General features: G+C 61.0%; 15 protein-coding genes. 9 read left to right on the top strand and 6 right to left on the bottom strand.

Translation table 11 applies throughout. The features are described from left to right. The first annotated feature begins 10 nt into the window (after positions 1-10). The 5 genes from pstA (at position 11) to AC1RMX_RS02625 (ending at position 5,650) form a co-directional block, all read left to right on the top strand. Positions 11-1,681 carry a phosphate ABC transporter permease PstA gene (gene pstA, locus AC1RMX_RS02645; protein WP_096817169.1) on the top strand — a complete coding sequence of 557 codons (1,671 nt, stop codon included), beginning with the start codon at positions 11-13 and terminating at the stop codon, positions 1,679-1,681. Between the two features lie 82 nt (positions 1,682-1,763). Then, complete coding sequence (gene pstB, locus AC1RMX_RS02640; protein ID WP_065258233.1) at positions 1,764-2,597, top strand: phosphate ABC transporter ATP-binding protein PstB; 834 nt, start codon at positions 1,764-1,766, stop codon at positions 2,595-2,597. Between the two features lie 74 nt (positions 2,598-2,671). After that, positions 2,672-3,433, top strand: coding sequence for a phosphate signaling complex protein PhoU (gene phoU / locus AC1RMX_RS02635; protein WP_007954334.1), 762 nt, complete (start codon positions 2,672-2,674; stop codon positions 3,431-3,433). 178 nt (positions 3,434-3,611) lie between these two features. Then, the gene (locus AC1RMX_RS02630; RefSeq protein ID WP_096817171.1) at positions 3,612-4,568 is read left to right on the top strand and encodes a response regulator; all 957 of its coding nucleotides are present in this window, start codon (positions 3,612-3,614) and stop codon (positions 4,566-4,568) included. A gap of 185 nt (positions 4,569-4,753) precedes the next feature. After that, positions 4,754-5,650 carry a peptidoglycan DD-metalloendopeptidase family protein gene (locus AC1RMX_RS02625; RefSeq protein WP_096817172.1) on the top strand — a complete coding sequence of 299 codons (897 nt, stop codon included), beginning with the start codon at positions 4,754-4,756 and terminating at the stop codon, positions 5,648-5,650. Positions 5,651-5,656: 6 nt separating this feature from the next. On the opposite strand, the gene AC1RMX_RS02620 is transcribed toward AC1RMX_RS02625, so the two are convergent. From AC1RMX_RS02620 to phoB, 3 genes are all read right to left on the bottom strand, one after another. Next, positions 5,657-6,997, bottom strand: a complete 1,341-nt coding sequence (locus AC1RMX_RS02620) for a hemolysin family protein (RefSeq protein ID WP_096817174.1) — start codon at positions 6,995-6,997, stop codon at positions 5,657-5,659. 111 nt (positions 6,998-7,108) lie between these two features. Then, complete coding sequence (phoR, locus tag AC1RMX_RS02615) at positions 7,109-8,395, bottom strand: phosphate regulon sensor histidine kinase PhoR (RefSeq protein WP_218887987.1); 1,287 nt, start codon at positions 8,393-8,395, stop codon at positions 7,109-7,111. Between the two features lie 74 nt (positions 8,396-8,469). After that, positions 8,470-9,159 (bottom strand): phosphate regulon transcriptional regulator PhoB, encoded by a 690-nt coding sequence (gene phoB, locus AC1RMX_RS02610; protein ID WP_003229608.1) that lies wholly within the window; start codon positions 9,157-9,159, stop codon positions 8,470-8,472. 151 nt (positions 9,160-9,310) lie between these two features. On the opposite strand from phoB, the gene AC1RMX_RS02605 reads away from it, so the two are divergent. Continuing rightward, the gene (locus tag AC1RMX_RS02605; RefSeq protein ID WP_096817176.1) at positions 9,311-9,694 is read left to right on the top strand and encodes a COG4315 family predicted lipoprotein; all 384 of its coding nucleotides are present in this window, start codon (positions 9,311-9,313) and stop codon (positions 9,692-9,694) included. Between the two features lie 63 nt (positions 9,695-9,757). On the opposite strand, the gene ubiA is transcribed toward AC1RMX_RS02605, so the two are convergent. Further along, the gene (gene ubiA, locus AC1RMX_RS02600; RefSeq protein ID WP_096817178.1) at positions 9,758-10,648 is read right to left on the bottom strand and encodes a 4-hydroxybenzoate octaprenyltransferase; all 891 of its coding nucleotides are present in this window, start codon (positions 10,646-10,648) and stop codon (positions 9,758-9,760) included. Beyond that, the gene (locus AC1RMX_RS02595) at positions 10,648-11,199 is read right to left on the bottom strand and encodes a chorismate--pyruvate lyase family protein (RefSeq protein ID WP_096817180.1); all 552 of its coding nucleotides are present in this window, start codon (positions 11,197-11,199) and stop codon (positions 10,648-10,650) included. The genes ubiA and AC1RMX_RS02595 overlap by 1 nt, the downstream gene beginning before the upstream one ends. Before the next feature lie 199 nt (positions 11,200-11,398). Between AC1RMX_RS02595 and AC1RMX_RS02590 the strand changes: the two genes are divergently transcribed. From AC1RMX_RS02590 to AC1RMX_RS02580, 3 genes are all read left to right on the top strand, one after another. Next, positions 11,399-11,566 (top strand): rubredoxin, encoded by a 168-nt coding sequence (locus tag AC1RMX_RS02590; RefSeq protein WP_007954349.1) that lies wholly within the window; start codon positions 11,399-11,401, stop codon positions 11,564-11,566. Between the two features lie 20 nt (positions 11,567-11,586). After that, the gene (locus AC1RMX_RS02585; RefSeq protein WP_096817182.1) at positions 11,587-12,735 is read left to right on the top strand and encodes an NAD(P)/FAD-dependent oxidoreductase; all 1,149 of its coding nucleotides are present in this window, start codon (positions 11,587-11,589) and stop codon (positions 12,733-12,735) included. A 192-nt stretch (positions 12,736-12,927) separates the two neighbouring features. After that, positions 12,928-13,203, top strand: coding sequence for an HU family DNA-binding protein (locus AC1RMX_RS02580; RefSeq protein ID WP_003213368.1), 276 nt, complete (start codon positions 12,928-12,930; stop codon positions 13,201-13,203). Positions 13,204-13,300: 97 nt separating this feature from the next. On the opposite strand, the gene AC1RMX_RS02575 is transcribed toward AC1RMX_RS02580, so the two are convergent. Continuing rightward, positions 13,301-14,380: a hypothetical protein gene (locus AC1RMX_RS02575; protein WP_493070306.1), complete on the bottom strand. Its 1,080-nt coding sequence runs from the start codon at positions 14,378-14,380 to the stop codon at positions 13,301-13,303. Between the last annotated feature and the right edge of the window lie 5 nt (positions 14,381-14,385).

Raw genomic sequence — 14,385 nt, 5'->3', positions numbered from 1 at the left:
GTAGAAGTCTGTGAAACAGAACTCCCTGAATGGATGGTTCAAGAGCGGCGCCCCGGGCGTCTGGATCAGCGGTGGCGCGGTGTCCATCGCGGTCATCATGACCATTGGCCTGCTGGCGGTGATTGCCGTGCGCGGTCTGGGTCACTTCTGGCCGGCGGATCTGATCCACGCCAGCTACGACGTCCCGGGCCAGGGCAATCACCTGGTCATCGGCGAAGTGGTGCAGAAGGAAGAAGTGCCGCGTGCACGTCTGAAGAGCGCCGGTCTGCCGGTGCCGGACGCCGGCCCGGAATTCATGACTCGCGAGCTGATCAAGGTCGGCAACCGTGACCTGAACGGCAACGACTTCACCTGGATCGTCGGCGAGTGGCTGACCAACCAGACCACGCCGCCAGAGCTGATGGCGATCGAGCGTCGCGAGTGGGGCAACTTCTACGGCTACCTGGTCAACGTCAAACAGGACGGCAAGGTGATCGCCGAAGGCGAAGCGGCCTGGCCGGAGCTGCAAGCGCGGATCAACCGTGTGAACGGCCTCGCCGCGCAGCTCAAGTCGCTGGAAAAAACCGACATCGGCGCGATCAACGCCGGTCTCGAGCGCATCCGTCTGCACGGCCGCAAACTGGAGCTGGAAGGCAAACTCGACGCCACCGCGCAAGCGGACATGGATGCCGAGCGCGCCGAGCTGAACGCCCGCTATCAAGACGTTGAAGCCCGTCTGGCCGACCTGCACGCGCAGTTCAACCGTGACGCTTTGACCGCTCGTGATGCCAACGGCAAGGAAATCGAAATCGGCCTGGGCAAAGTGGTTCACGCCTACCAGCCGAACGCCATGAGCACCTTCACCAAGGTCGGTTTCTACTTCAGCAAGATCTGGGAATTCCTGTCCGACGATCCGCGTGAAGCGAACACCGAAGGCGGGATCTTCCCGGCCATCTTCGGCACCGTGATGATGACCCTGATCATGGCGATGATCGTGACCCCGTTCGGCGTGCTGGCGGCGGTGTACCTGCGCGAATATGCCAAGCAGAACGCCCTGACCCGGATCATCCGGATCGCGGTGAACAACCTCGCGGGTGTTCCGGCGATCGTCTACGGCGTGTTCGGCCTGGGCTTCTTCGTCTACGTGCTGGGTGGTTCGGTCGACCGCTTGTTCTTCCCGGAAGCGCTGCCGGCACCGACCTTCGGTACGCCGGGTCTGCTGTGGGCTTCGTTGACCCTGGCGCTGCTGGCGGTGCCGGTGGTGATCGTGGCCACCGAAGAAGGCCTGGCACGGATTCCCCGCACCGTGCGTGAGGGCTCGCTGGCCCTCGGCGCGACCAAGGCTGAAACCCTGTGGAAGATCGTGATCCCGATGGCCAGCCCGGCCATGATGACCGGCATGATCCTCGCCGTGGCCCGCGCCGCCGGTGAAGTGGCGCCGCTGATGCTGGTGGGCGTGGTGAAACTGGCGCCGTCGCTGCCGGTGGATGGCAACTATCCGTACCTGCACCTGGACCAGAAGATCATGCACCTGGGCTTCCATATTTATGACGTCGGCTTCCAGAGCCCGAACGTCGAAGCCGCACGACCGCTGGTATACGCCACCGCGTTGCTGCTGGTGCTGGTGATCGCCGTGCTCAACCTGTCGGCGGTGTGGATTCGTAACCACCTGCGCGAGAAGTACAAGGCGCTGGACAGCTGATCGCCGTTACAAGAATTGAAGGGCTGCCGGCCTGATTCCCGGCAGCCAACCGAACCGAATTTGTTAGCACAGGGAGCCTCCCATGCAGCACGAAACACATACCCACGGCATCAACATGTCTGCCCTGGGCCGCGACAAGCAGAGCCTGAACCTCGAACAGGAAACCGTGGCCATCGAAGTGCCGGGCCTGAGCCTGTTCTACGGCGAGAAACAAGCGCTGTACGACGTCAGCATGAACATTCCGAAACAGCGCGTGACCGCCTTCATCGGCCCGTCCGGCTGCGGCAAGTCCACGCTGCTGCGTACCTTCAACCGCATGAACGACCTGGTGGATGGCTGCCGTGTCGAAGGCGCGATCAACCTCTACGGCAACAACATCTACCGCAAGGGCGAGGACGTGGCCGAGCTGCGTCGCCGGGTCGGCATGGTGTTCCAGAAGCCTAACCCCTTCCCGAAGACCATCTACGAGAACGTGGTCTACGGCCTGCGCATCCAGGGCATCAACAAGAAACGCATCCTCGACGAAGCCGTCGAGTGGGCGTTGAAAGGCGCGGCCCTGTGGGACGAAGTGAAAGACCGTCTGCATGACTCGGCACTCGGCCTGTCCGGTGGTCAGCAGCAACGTCTGGTGATCGCCCGTACCATCGCCGTGGAACCGGAAGTGCTGCTGCTCGACGAACCGTGCTCGGCCCTCGACCCGATCTCGACCCTGAAAGTCGAAGAGCTGATCTACGAGCTCAAGTCCAAGTTCACCATCGTCATCGTGACCCACAACATGCAGCAGGCGGCACGGGTGTCCGACTACACGGCGTTCATGTACATGGGCAAACTGGTGGAATTCGGCGACACCGATACCCTGTTCACCAATCCGGCCAAGAAGCAGACCGAAGACTACATCACCGGTCGTTACGGCTAGCAGACACTGGTTGTCGCTCACTGAATTGACGCTGCGGCCCGCCGCACCTTACCGGACGCTCCAAGGACGCCAACATGATTAGTAAAGAAGGCCTTACCCACCACATTTCCGCGCAGTTCAACGCCGAACTGGAAGAAGTGCGCAGCCACCTCCTGGCCATGGGCGGGCTGGTCGAGAAGCAGGTCAACGACGCGGTCACCGCGCTGATCGAGGCCGACTCGGGTCTGGCCCAACAAGTGCGCGAGATCGACGACCAGATCAACCAGATGGAACGCAACATCGACGAAGAATGCCTGCGCATTCTGGCCCGTCGTCAGCCAGCGGCTTCCGACCTGCGTCTGATCATCAGCATCTCCAAGTCGGTGATCGACCTGGAACGCATCGGCGACGAAGCGACCAAGATCGCCCGTCGTGCGATCCAGCTGTGCGAAGAAGGTGAAGCGCCGCGCGGTTACGTCGAAGTGCGTCACATCGGCGACCAGGTGCGCAACATGGTCCGCGATGCGCTGGACGCGTTTGCCCGCTTCGACGCCGATCTGGCGTTGTCGGTGGCGCAGTACGACAAGATCATCGACCGCGAATACAAGACGGCCCTGCGCGAGCTGGCGACCTACATGATGGAAGACCCACGCTCTATTTCGCGGGTCTTGAGCATTATCTGGGTGCTGCGTTCGCTGGAGCGGATCGGCGATCACGCACGCAACATCTCCGAGTTGGTGATTTACCTGGTGCGCGGCACCGACGTGCGCCACATGGGCCTCAAGCGCATGAAGGAAGAAGTTGAAGGAACAAGTGGTGAAACCGCTAATGTTCCGGGCGATGCTGACGATAAGTAAGATTGCCTGAGAAAAGCGCCCGGCCCTTTGGCCGGGCGTTTTTGTTTCTGCTTTTCAGAAGGCAGAAGCGAATTAAAAAGCAGCACCCGCGAACGAAAAGTCCCGGCGTGACTGAAGAGTTTTGGCAATGTGCCATCAGCCAGCGTTATGCTTGCCGGGATTTTAATAGGGGTGTTGGATGAGCAAGATCAGTGTGTTGGTCGTGGACGATGCATCGTTCATTCGTGACCTGGTGAAAAAGTGCCTGCGTAATTACTTCCCGGGGATCCGCACCGAGGACGCCGTCAACGGTAAAAAGGCTCAGGCCATGCTGGCCAAGGAAGCGTTCGACCTGGTCCTGTGCGACTGGGAGATGCCGGAAATGTCCGGCCTCGAACTGCTGACCTGGTGCCGTGAGCAGGACAATCTCAAGACCATGCCGTTCGTCATGGTCACCAGCCGTGGCGACAAGGAAAACGTGGTACAGGCGATTCAGGCCGGCGTTTCCGGCTACGTCAGCAAGCCGTTCACCAACGAGCAACTGTTGACCAAGGTCAAGCAGGCCCTGAACAAGGTCGGCAAGCTCGACACCCTGATGAACAGCGCCCCGACCAAGATGAATTCGGCGTTCGGCAACGACTCCCTGAGCGCGCTGACGGGCGGCAAGGCAGCGGTCATCGGTTCCGCACCGGCGGCAGCTCCCGTGAATCCGTTTGCCAAACCTGCTGCAGCGGCCCCGGCACCTGCCGCCGCGCCACAGCGTGGTCTGCTCAACAGCCCGCCCGTGAAAGCACCGGCAGCCTCCGCCGCTCCGGCCAGCGGTCGTGGTCAGGGCCAGCTGCGCCTGCCAAGCGGCACCCAGCAATGCGTGATCAAGGCCCTGAGCATCAAGGAAGCGCTGCTGGTGGTGAAACGCACCGACACCCTGCCGCAGATCCTCGACAGCGCCGTACTCGATCTGGAGCAGGGCGACAACGCCGAAATCGCCCGCCTCAACGGCTACCTGCACGCCATCGTGGCGCATGAGCAGAAAGCCGACAGCGACTGGCTGCAACTGACCTTCCGTTTCGTCGACCAGGACGCGCAGAAGCTCGACTACATCTCCCGCCTGATCGCACGCGGCACGGCGCAGAAGCACTTCGTTCCGGGCGCGTAAGCGTCGCGGCCAAAAAGGTCGCAGCCTGGGGCAGCCCCGCAAAGGATGGTATTCCAATGCGGGAGCAGCCCAGGGCTGCGACCTTTTGTTTTGTGCTGTGCCAAATTTGAAACATCTGTCGACTAGCCTGGTCTGCTTCAGCTGCTAGGCTCATTCCCAGGCCTTACTCGACAGAACTTTTGCCCATGCCCCTGCGCCTGCTGTTTTTCTGTGGTCTGCTCATGGCCTCCACCTCGACTGTGGCCATGACGATCTACAAATCCACCGATGCCAACGGAGTGGTTTCGTACAGCGACCGTCCGAGCAAAGGCTCCCAGGTGTTCGTGTTTCAGGACCGGATGGTCGAGCGCCTCGAACGCCAGGTCTATCTCGATATCAAGAAGCAGAAGGGCACGGACGTGGTGTTCGTGCGCAACGACCTGTATGCGCCGGTCGAGGTTGCACTGGCGTTTACCGGGATGAGCAACGTGCGTGGCGCACCGGCTGAAACGATCCGCCGGGTGCTGCCGGCGCGCAGCAATACGCGGCTGGCGTTGCTGACGGCGGTGTCCGGCGGCAAGCCGCTGGTGTACACCCCGATGTTCCAGTATTCCCTCGGTGACCCCGCTGGCGCGGCTCAGAGCTATCGCTACCCGTTTCCATGGCGGGGCGGGCCATTCCGTCTGAGTCAGGGTGCCAATGGCGACTACAGCCATTACGGGCCGAAGAACAAATACGCGATGGACATCGCCATGCCGGTCGGTACGCCGATCATCGCGGCGCGGGCCGGTGTGGTGGTGAAGACCGAGAACTCCCAGAGCGGGCGCGGCACCGATCCTTCCGGCAATTTCGTGCGGGTACTGCACGACGACGGCACGATGGGTGTGTATCTGCATCTCAAGCAAGGGTCGGTGGGTGTGCGGGAAGGGCAGCGAGTGGCGGTGGGCAGTCCGCTGGCGCTGTCCGGCAATACCGGCAACAGCAGCGGCCCGCACCTGCACTTCGTGGTGCAGCGCAATACAGGAGGGGGGCTGGTATCGATTCCGTATCAGTTCAACCAGCCACTGGGGGCGTTGCCCAACTTTGCGTTGGGCAAGCGATAATCCCCGTCAGTCGAGCATCAGCACCTTGGCCAGAATGATCTTCGGGCCTTTCATCTTCTTGATGATGATCCGCAGACCTTCGACTTCCAGCACTTCTTCCTCTTCCGGCACCCGTTTCAGGGTTTCATAGATCAGCCCGGCGAGGGTTTCGGCTTCGATGTGATCCAGGTCGATACCCAGCAGGCGCTCGACCTTGAACAGCGGTGTATCGCCCCGTACCAAGAGTTTGCCCGGCTGATAGGCGAGGATGCCGCGCTCGGCCTTGCGGTGTTCGTCCTGGATATCGCCGACCAGCACTTCCAGCACGTCTTCCATGGTCAGGTAGCCGATGATGTTGCCGTCGGCCTCTTCGACCACGGCGAAGTGCGAGCCGCCCTTGCGGAACTGCTCAAGCAGCTGCGACAGCGGCATGTGTCGCGATACGCGCTCCAGCGGACGGGTCAGTTCGGCGAGGTTGAACGACTCGGGAATGTGATCCAGCGCCGCCAGCTCCAGCAGCAGATCCTTGATGTGCAGCAGGCCGACGAACTCCTGGCGCTCGCTGTCGTACACCGGATAGCGGCTGAACTTGTGGCGACGGAACATCGCCAGGATTTCTTTCAGCGGGGCGTTGAACTCGAGGGTGATCAGGTCTTCCCGGGAGTTGGCCCAGTCGACCACTTCCAGCTCGCCCATTTCCACCGCCGAGGCCAGCACGCGCATGCCCTGGTCGCTCGGGTCCTGGCCACGGCTGGAGTGCAGGATCAGTTTCAGTTCTTCACGGCTGTAGTGGTGCTCGTGATGCGGGCCGGGTTCACCTTGCCCTGCGATGCGCAGGATGGTGTTGGCGCTGGCGTTGAGCAGGTAGATCGCCGGGTACATGGCCCAGTAGAACAGGTACAGCGGCACCGCCGTCCACAGCGACAGCAATTCGGGTTTGCGGATCGCCCAGGATTTGGGTGCGAGTTCGCCGACCACGATGTGCAGGTAGGAAATGATGAAGAACGCGGTGAAGAACGAAATGCCTTTGACGACTTCGGCCGACTGCACGCCGACCGCGCTCAGCAGCGGCTCGAGAATGTGCGCGAACGCCGGCTCGCCGACCCAGCCCAGGCCGAGGGAGGCGAGGGTGATACCGAGCTGGCACGCCGAGAGGTAAGCATCGAGCTGACTGTGCACCGTGCGCAGGATGTGCCCGCGCCAGCCATGCTGTTCAGCGATGGCTTCGACCCGGGTCGAGCGCAGTTTGACCATGGCGAACTCCGCCGCAACGAAGAAGCCGTTGAGCAGAACCAGGATCAGAGCGAAAAGAATCATGCCGAAATCGGCGAAAATGGTAGCGAGGGACAAGCCAGGGGAAGGGTCCATGATGGAGTTTTGCGGGTTCCGTGTGATTCGTAAGAGAGAAGAAATCGCGCCTGAAAGGCAGGCGCAAGTCAGCCAATGTAGCGGCTGACCTGGCGATTGCCTAGTCCGGCATTACTCAGCGGCGCTGATGACCCGTGCCTGGGCGACCTGCGCCGGGGCGAAATGGCAGGTGAATGTGCTGCCGTGGCCGGGCACGCTGCTGATCTCCATCCGTGCGCGGTGGCGCAGCAACACGTGTTTGACGATGGCCAGGCCCAGGCCCGTGCCGCCGGTGTTGGAGTTGCGGCTGGAGTCGACGCGGTAGAAGCGTTCGGTCAGGCGCGGCAGGTGTTTGCTGTCGATGCCGATCCCGGAATCCTGCACGCTCAGGTGCGCGCCCTGATCGTCGCCCCACCAGCGGATGCGGATATTGCCTTCGGCCGGGGTGTATTTGACGGCGTTGAACACCAGGTTGGAAAACGCACTGCGCAGTTCCGCCTCGCTGCCCTTGAGCAGGATGCTGGTGTCGGCTTCCAGGGTGATGCGCTGATTCTTTGAGCCTGACAACTGCTGCGCATCGCTCTTGATCGACTGCAGCAGGGTGTCGATATGCACGGGCTGGTTGTCCGACGGGTAATCGGTGGCTTCCAGTTTGGCCAGCAGCAGCAAGTCGTTGAGCAGGGTTTGCATGCGTCCGCCCTGTTGCTGCATCTGCTGCAGGGCGCGGCTCCAGCGCGGGTTCACTTCCTCGACGTTGTCGAGCAGGGTTTCCAGGTAGCCACAGATCACCGTCAGCGGTGTGCGCAGCTCGTGGGAGACGTTGGCGATGAAGTCTTTGCGCATCTGTTCCAGCTGATGAATGCGCGTGACGTCGCGCACCAGCATCAAGTGTTCGTTGTTGCCGTAGCGCGTGAGGTACAGCTGGATGCGTACGCGGTCATTGGTCGGCGAGGGGATTTCCAGCGGTTCGGCGTAGCTTTCCTGCTCGAAGTATTCCTTGAAGCGCGGATGGCGAACCAGGTTGGTCACCGGCTGGCCGCTGTCCTGTGGGGTTTTCAGGCCGAGCAGGGTTTCGGCGGCGCGGTTCCACCATTCCAGGTTGCCGTCGCTGTCGAGCATGATCACCGCGTCTTTCAGCGCGGCGGTGGATTCCTGAACGCGGTCGATCACCGCTTGCAGGCGTCCGCGTACCCGTTGGTCGCGGCGTTGCAGGTGGTAGATGCTGTCGAATACTTCACCCCACAGGCCATAGCCGTCGGGCGGTGCTTCATCGGGTTGGTGCAGGCGCAGCCATTCGTGCAGGCGCAGCAGTTGCTTGAGCGTCCAGGCCAGGTACAGGCCCAGTCCCGCCGCCAGACTCCAGCCGTAGTAGCCGGTGATCAGGCCGATCACCAGGCAGCCGGTGACCAGCAACAGCATGTGGCGAATCAGGGTGCCATGCCAGTTTTGGTTCACGGAAAATGCGGTCCTTGTCTGCGGGGAGGGCGCTCGGCTCAGGCCTTGGTGGAGAACCGATAGCCAGTGCCGCGCACGGTTTGTACCAGATTTTCGTAGGCGTCGCCGAGCGCCTTGCGCAGGCGTCGGATGTGCACGTCGACCGTGCGCTCTTCAACATAGACGTTGCCGCCCCAGACCTGGTCCAGCAACTGGCCACGAGTGTAGGCACGTTCCTGGTGGGTCATGAAGAATTGCAGCAGACGGTATTCGGTCGGGCCCATTTCGGCCGGACGGCCGTCGATGGTCACGCGGTGGCTGATCGGGTCGAGCAGCAGGCCGCCGACTTCGATTGGCGCTTCGCCATCGGTCGGACCGGCGCGACGCAGCACGGCCTTGAGGCGTGCCACCAGTTCGCGTGGGGAAAACGGTTTGGTGATGTAGTCGTCGGCACCGACTTCCAGACCCTGGATCTTGTTGTCTTCTTCGCCCTTGGCGGTGAGCATGATGATCGGGATGTCCCCGGTCAGCTCGTCACGCTTGAGGCGGCGGGCCAGCTCGATGCCGGAGGTGCCGGGCAGCATCCAGTCGAGCAGGATCAGGTCCGGTTTGCGGTCGACGATAATGGCGTGCGCCTGCTGCGAGTTCTCTGCCTCGAGGCAGTCATAGCCGGCCATTTCCAACGCAACGGCGATCATTTCGCGAATGGGCGCTTCGTCGTCGACGATCAGAATGCTCCTGCCAACCATGCCTTAATCCTCTTGTCATTTAACTGTCTTGCGCCGCATTAGATAACGGAATTATTGCAGTCGTGTGACAGTATTTTAGTCCAGCGGCGATTGTGCAGATCCTGAACTAAGCTCTAAGTCCGAATCCTGACAACCACAAAAGAAGGTTTCCATGACTCAAATGACTGCTTCCTTTAAGGCTTTGCTGATGGCTGCCGCCCTGACTCTTCCTGGACTGGCGATGGCGGCCGAGCCGGCCATGATGAAAGACGGCATGATGGTCGATCACAAAGGCATGACCGTTTATACGTTCGACAAGGACGCTGGCGGCAAGTCGATGTGCAACGGCGATTGCGCCAAGAACTGGCCACCGATGATGGCTCCGGCGGGCGCCAAGGCCGAAGGCAAATGGACGGTCATCAAACGTGATGACGGCATGATGCAGTACGCCTACGACGGCAAACCGCTGTATACGTTCATGAAGGACGAGAAGCCTGGAGAGATGAAAGGCGATGGGATGAAGGACGTGTGGCACGTGGTTCACGAGCACAAGTAAGCCATTCGCAGTGAAACCGGATCGCGGCCCGCAGGCATTGCCTCGGGCCGCGATGCTTTGAGGTCAGCGCAACGCGTAATCCAGCACGATCCCGACGAAAATCGCCAGTCCGGCCCAGTGGTTGTGCAGGAACGCCTTGAAGCACCGCATCCGATCCCGGTCGCGGGTGTACCAGAACTCCCAGGCGTAGCACCCGGCCGCCACCAGCAGGCCGAGGTGGAACCACATCCCCAACTCGAACTTCGACCCGGCCAGCAACAGGCAGCCCAGCGACAGTGCCTGCAAGGTCAGGATGATCACCCGGTCCGCCTCGCCGAACAGGATCGCCGTGGATTTCACGCCGATCTTCAAGTCATCGTCGCGGTCGGTCATCGCGTAATAAGTGTCGTAGCCCACCGTCCACAGCAGGTTGGCGATCCACAGCAGCCAAGCCGTTGCCGGCAGCTCACCGGTTTCGGCGGTGAACGCCATTGGCATGCCCCAGGAAAACGCCGCGCCCAGCACCACCTGCGGGTAATAGGTGTAGCGCTTCATGAACGGGTAAGTGAACGCCAGCGCCAGGCCACCCAGCGACAACCAGATCGTCGCGGCGTTGGTGCACAGCACCAGCAGGAAACTCACGCCCATCAGCAGGGCGAAGAACACCAGCGCCTCTTTCGAACTGATCCGGCCGGCGGCCAGCGGGCGTTCGGCAGTGCGCTTCACATGGCCGTCGACCTTGCGGTCGGCCCAGTCATTGATCACGCAACCGCCGGCGCGGGTCAGTACCACGCCGAGGACGAAAATCACGATGTTGGCCAGCGACGGCGAGCCTTTGCCGGCAATCCACAGGGCCCAGAGCGTCGGCCACAGCAGCAGGTAAATGCCGATCGGCTTGTCCATCCGGGTCAACTGAATGAAATCCCAGGCACGCGGGTTCAGGCGATTCAGGGATTTGAGCAGGCTTTGATACATCAGCAGTTCTCCGGACGGGCGCGGACGGCTTCCCACAGCGTAGGCAGGAAAATCTCCGCCACCAGTACGCTCAATGCACCACGGTCGAAACGCGAGCGGCGGCCCCACAGTCCGGGAGCCCGGGAATCCTCGGGTAGCCAGTGTTCCGGGTAATGGCAGACTTCGATGGCGCGCCGCTGGAACGCGTGATCGCAGAACAGCAGTTCGCCCAGCGAGCGGCTGCCCAACTCATCCATATGCAACCCGTCGCCCTGCAAGGCACTGCGCGACGCCACGCTGCGGGCGAACACCCAGGCCTCGCCATGACCGCGCAGATACACCTCGCGCACCCAGCCTTCGCTGCCTTCGGCCAGCTCCAGCGCCGCGCATTCGTCGTCGCGCAGGGTCTGCCAGCCTTCGAACAGCGGCGTGACGCTGAAGCCGTCATCGGACAGGCGGGTCAGGCGGCGGGTCAGGGAGCCTTCGTCGAACAGCCAGTCGAGCGTGGACGTGTCGGGGAGGGGGTTCAGGTGGCTTTGCAGGCGCCACAGCGGGGCGTTTTTGAGTTGCACAATGAGTCATTATTGGCAGCAAATGAGGCGGCGAGCTTACCATGGCGAACCGCGAGTTTGATTGATCCGGGCCGCCATTGCGCCGAACAGGCTTGCATCTGGCCGGTACGATCAGTACAAAACGCCCTGAGCCGGACGGCAGCGCTGCACCATCGACCGTCCGCGCCGGCTAAAGCCTGAATCCTGAGGAAGTACCTGAATGAAGAAGTGGCAATGTGTGGTCTGCGGCCTGATCTATAACGAAGCCGATGGCTGGCCGGACGACGGCATCGCGCCGGGCACCCTGTGGCAGGACGTGCCGGAAGACTGGCTGTGCCCTGACTGCGGCGTCGGCAAGATGGACTTCGAAATGATCGAAATCAACTGAGCACCCACAAGGAGTAAGGCATGAGCGCACCTGTCGTAATCGTCGGCACCGGGCTGGCGGGTTACAACCTGGCCCGTGAGTTTCGCAAACTCGATGGCGAAACCCCGCTGCTGTTGATTACCGCCGATGACGGTCGCTCCTACTCCAAGCCGATGCTCTCCACCGGCTTCGGCAAGAACAAGGACGCCGACGGCCTGAGCATGGCCGAACCTGGCGCCATGGCCGAGCAATTGAAGGCCGAGATTCGCACGCACACCCGCATCAGCGGTATCGACGCGGGCCACAAGCGGTTGTGGATCGGTGAGGAAGCGGTGAGCTATCGCGACCTGATCCTCGCCTGGGGTGCCGAAACCGTGCGTGTGCCGATTGAAGGCGATGGCGCGGATCTTGTGTTCCCGATCAACGATCTCGAAGACTACGCACGGTTTCGCGCGGCGGCGGCGGGCAAGCGTCGGGTGTTGCTGCTCGGTGCCGGCCTGATCGGCTGTGAGTTCGCCAACGACCTGATCCTCGGCGGTTATGAGGTACAACTGGTTGCGCCGTGCGAGCAAGTGATGCCGACCCTGCTGCACCCGGCCGCAGCGGCAGCGGTGCAGGCCGGGCTGGAAAGCCTCGGTGCGCGTTTCCACCTCGGCCCGGTGCTGACCCGACTGCAAAAAGTCGCCGATGGACTGGAAGCCCACCTGTCCGACGGCCAGGTTGTCCCTTGCGATGTGGTGGTGTCGGCCATCGGTCTGCGCCCACGGATCGATCTGGCGGCAGCAGCCGGTATCCAGACCAATCGCGGCGTGATGGTCGACCGCCATCTGCAAACCTCTCACGCCAACATTTACGCCTTGGGCGACTGCGCCGAGGTCGACGGGCTGAATCTTTTGTACGTGATGCCCCTCATGAGTTGTGCGCGAGCGCTGGCACAGACCCTGGCCGGCAACCCGACGGCGGTGAACTACGGGCCGATGCCGATCACGGTTAAAACGCCGGTCTGCCCGCTGGTGGTTTCGCCGCCGCCACGGGGCCGCGAAGGCGTCTGGACGGTCGAAGGGCAGGGGGCCGACGTCAAGGCGCTGTGTCACGACGCAGAAGGGCAATTGCTCGGTTATGCCCTGACTGGCGCGGCGGTGATGGAAAAACTCGCGCTGAACAAACAGCTTCCGGCCTTGCTGGCGTAAATACCGGTCGTTCTGTCGGAATCACCCCGCTTTTGCCCCCACAAAGGTCGCGGGGAGACTGGCGCCGCCCTTAACCGCGTGCCATCCTCACTCCCGTCTGCCGCAGAGTAGAGCCTGCGGCGCCTTGGGCGCTGTTCCAACGAGAACAGCACGGACATAACAACAAAAAACCGACTCAAAGGGGCTTCACTAATGCGTAAACCAGAACTCGCCGCTGCAATCGCTGAAAAAGCGGATCTGACCAAAGAGCAGGCCAACCGCGTTCTCAACGCCGTCCTCGAAGAAATCACCGGCGCCCTGCATCGCAAGGACAGCGTCACGCTGGTGGGCTTCGGCACCTTCCTGCAACGCCATCGCGGTGCCCGCACCGGCAAAAACCCGCAAACCGGTGAGCCGGTGAAGATCAAGGCCAGCAACACCGTTGCGTTTAAGCCAGGCAAATCGTTGAAAGACAGCGTCAATCCATAATTGCGGCGCACTCCCTGAGTAACGGGGGAGAACCGTAATGAAAAAATGGGCACACCGATTGCGGTCGGGTGCCCATTTTTTGTGGCCGTATGTCGAGTCATTTACGTCGGAAACAGGCTTTTCCGTTTCCAAAGTTGACGGCGAGGCAGTCGGGTTCGATGGCTAGTTGCAGATCGTTGAACAGCACAGAGAGATCGCCGTTGGCAGGGTCAGGATAGGTTTGCCAGTCCAGCGTCGCCCATCGAGTTTCCGGCATCACGGTGAACCATTCGATGTCATCAGGCGAATTTTGAGTATGCAGACCGATTTTCTCCAGTGTCCTATTTGGGGAGAAGGGTTGTGTCAGCTTGGTCTGCTGCGAATCTGCCCAGACCTGCTTCAACGTCGAGCCATCTTCGAATTTCCAATAAACATCCACCGGCTGGATAGCGGGTGGTGAGATCGGGTCGAAGTGATACAACGTCAACCAGTAGTTATGGGCAACTCGCTGTTGCTCTTCCTGTGACAGATATCGGCTGGTAGTCGCCAGATCAAATCCGGTGGGTTGTTCGAACGTTAAGGGCTGGTTTTTTCGTTTCTTCCAGCCAATGTTGAAGGCGCGGCTATCCGGCGAAACATCGAACCATTGATCTGCCCCGTGATTGTGATCTGTGCCAAAACCAATTTTCTTCAGCGTTCTCTTGGGATCGAAAGGAAGCCAGAGGTCAGTTTGTTGATTTGAACTCAATACTAATTGGCCTCGCGGACCTGAATTGAACTCAAAATAGACAGTCACGGGTTTCAGGGGCGGTGGCGGAGGTTGGCGATCGTACCGTAGCTCTAAAACGTAGCTTTCTTTAGCCAACTCATTTTTTTCGTTGTCGGCATACTCCTTGAGTTCGACCAGCGTTCTCTCGCGTGAAAGATTGTAGGAAAGCTTCTTTGCTGGTTGGGTGGCAGGATCCTGCTCCAGCATGAGAGTGTTTTCCTCGACATACCAATTTCCCTTGGCGACACCGCCAGCCGAACCATAGGCGATACCGGCAGAAAAGGTGCCGTCCTTACGCAGCAACAACTCCGCGCCCATCTCCATTGCACCTTGAAGGTAGTAATGGCCGTCCAGTGTGCGGACATCTGCGTAGGCCTCGGTGAAGGGAAAACTCAAAAAAGCCGCCATTAACAATATTTTTAACTCCATGTAAT

This window comes from Pseudomonas sp. GW822-FHT03F04, from assembly GCF_058801405.1.
This window is presented reverse-complemented; position numbering and strand designations above follow the sequence as displayed.

Coding starts and splice junctions, on each gene's coding strand:
- pstB (WP_065258233.1), top strand. CDS start 1,764: ATGCAGCACGAAACACATACCCACGGCATCAACATGTCTGCCCTGGGC.
- phoU (WP_007954334.1), top strand. CDS start 2,672: ATGATTAGTAAAGAAGGCCTTACCCACCACATTTCCGCGCAGTTCAAC.
- AC1RMX_RS02630 (WP_096817171.1), top strand. CDS start 3,612: ATGAGCAAGATCAGTGTGTTGGTCGTGGACGATGCATCGTTCATTCGT.
- AC1RMX_RS02625 (WP_096817172.1), top strand. CDS start 4,754: ATGCCCCTGCGCCTGCTGTTTTTCTGTGGTCTGCTCATGGCCTCCACC.
- AC1RMX_RS02620 (WP_096817174.1), bottom strand. CDS start 6,997: ATGGACCCTTCCCCTGGCTTGTCCCTCGCTACCATTTTCGCCGATTTC.
- phoR (WP_218887987.1), bottom strand. CDS start 8,395: ATGCTGTTGCTGGTCACCGGCTGCCTGGTGATCGGCCTGATCACCGGC.
- phoB (WP_003229608.1), bottom strand. CDS start 9,159: ATGGTTGGCAGGAGCATTCTGATCGTCGACGACGAAGCGCCCATTCGC.
- AC1RMX_RS02605 (WP_096817176.1), top strand. CDS start 9,311: ATGACTCAAATGACTGCTTCCTTTAAGGCTTTGCTGATGGCTGCCGCC.
- ubiA (WP_096817178.1), bottom strand. CDS start 10,648: ATGTATCAAAGCCTGCTCAAATCCCTGAATCGCCTGAACCCGCGTGCC.
- AC1RMX_RS02590 (WP_007954349.1), top strand. CDS start 11,399: ATGAAGAAGTGGCAATGTGTGGTCTGCGGCCTGATCTATAACGAAGCC.
- AC1RMX_RS02585 (WP_096817182.1), top strand. CDS start 11,587: ATGAGCGCACCTGTCGTAATCGTCGGCACCGGGCTGGCGGGTTACAAC.
- AC1RMX_RS02580 (WP_003213368.1), top strand. CDS start 12,928: ATGCGTAAACCAGAACTCGCCGCTGCAATCGCTGAAAAAGCGGATCTG.
- AC1RMX_RS02575 (WP_493070306.1), bottom strand. CDS start 14,380: ATGGAGTTAAAAATATTGTTAATGGCGGCTTTTTTGAGTTTTCCCTTC.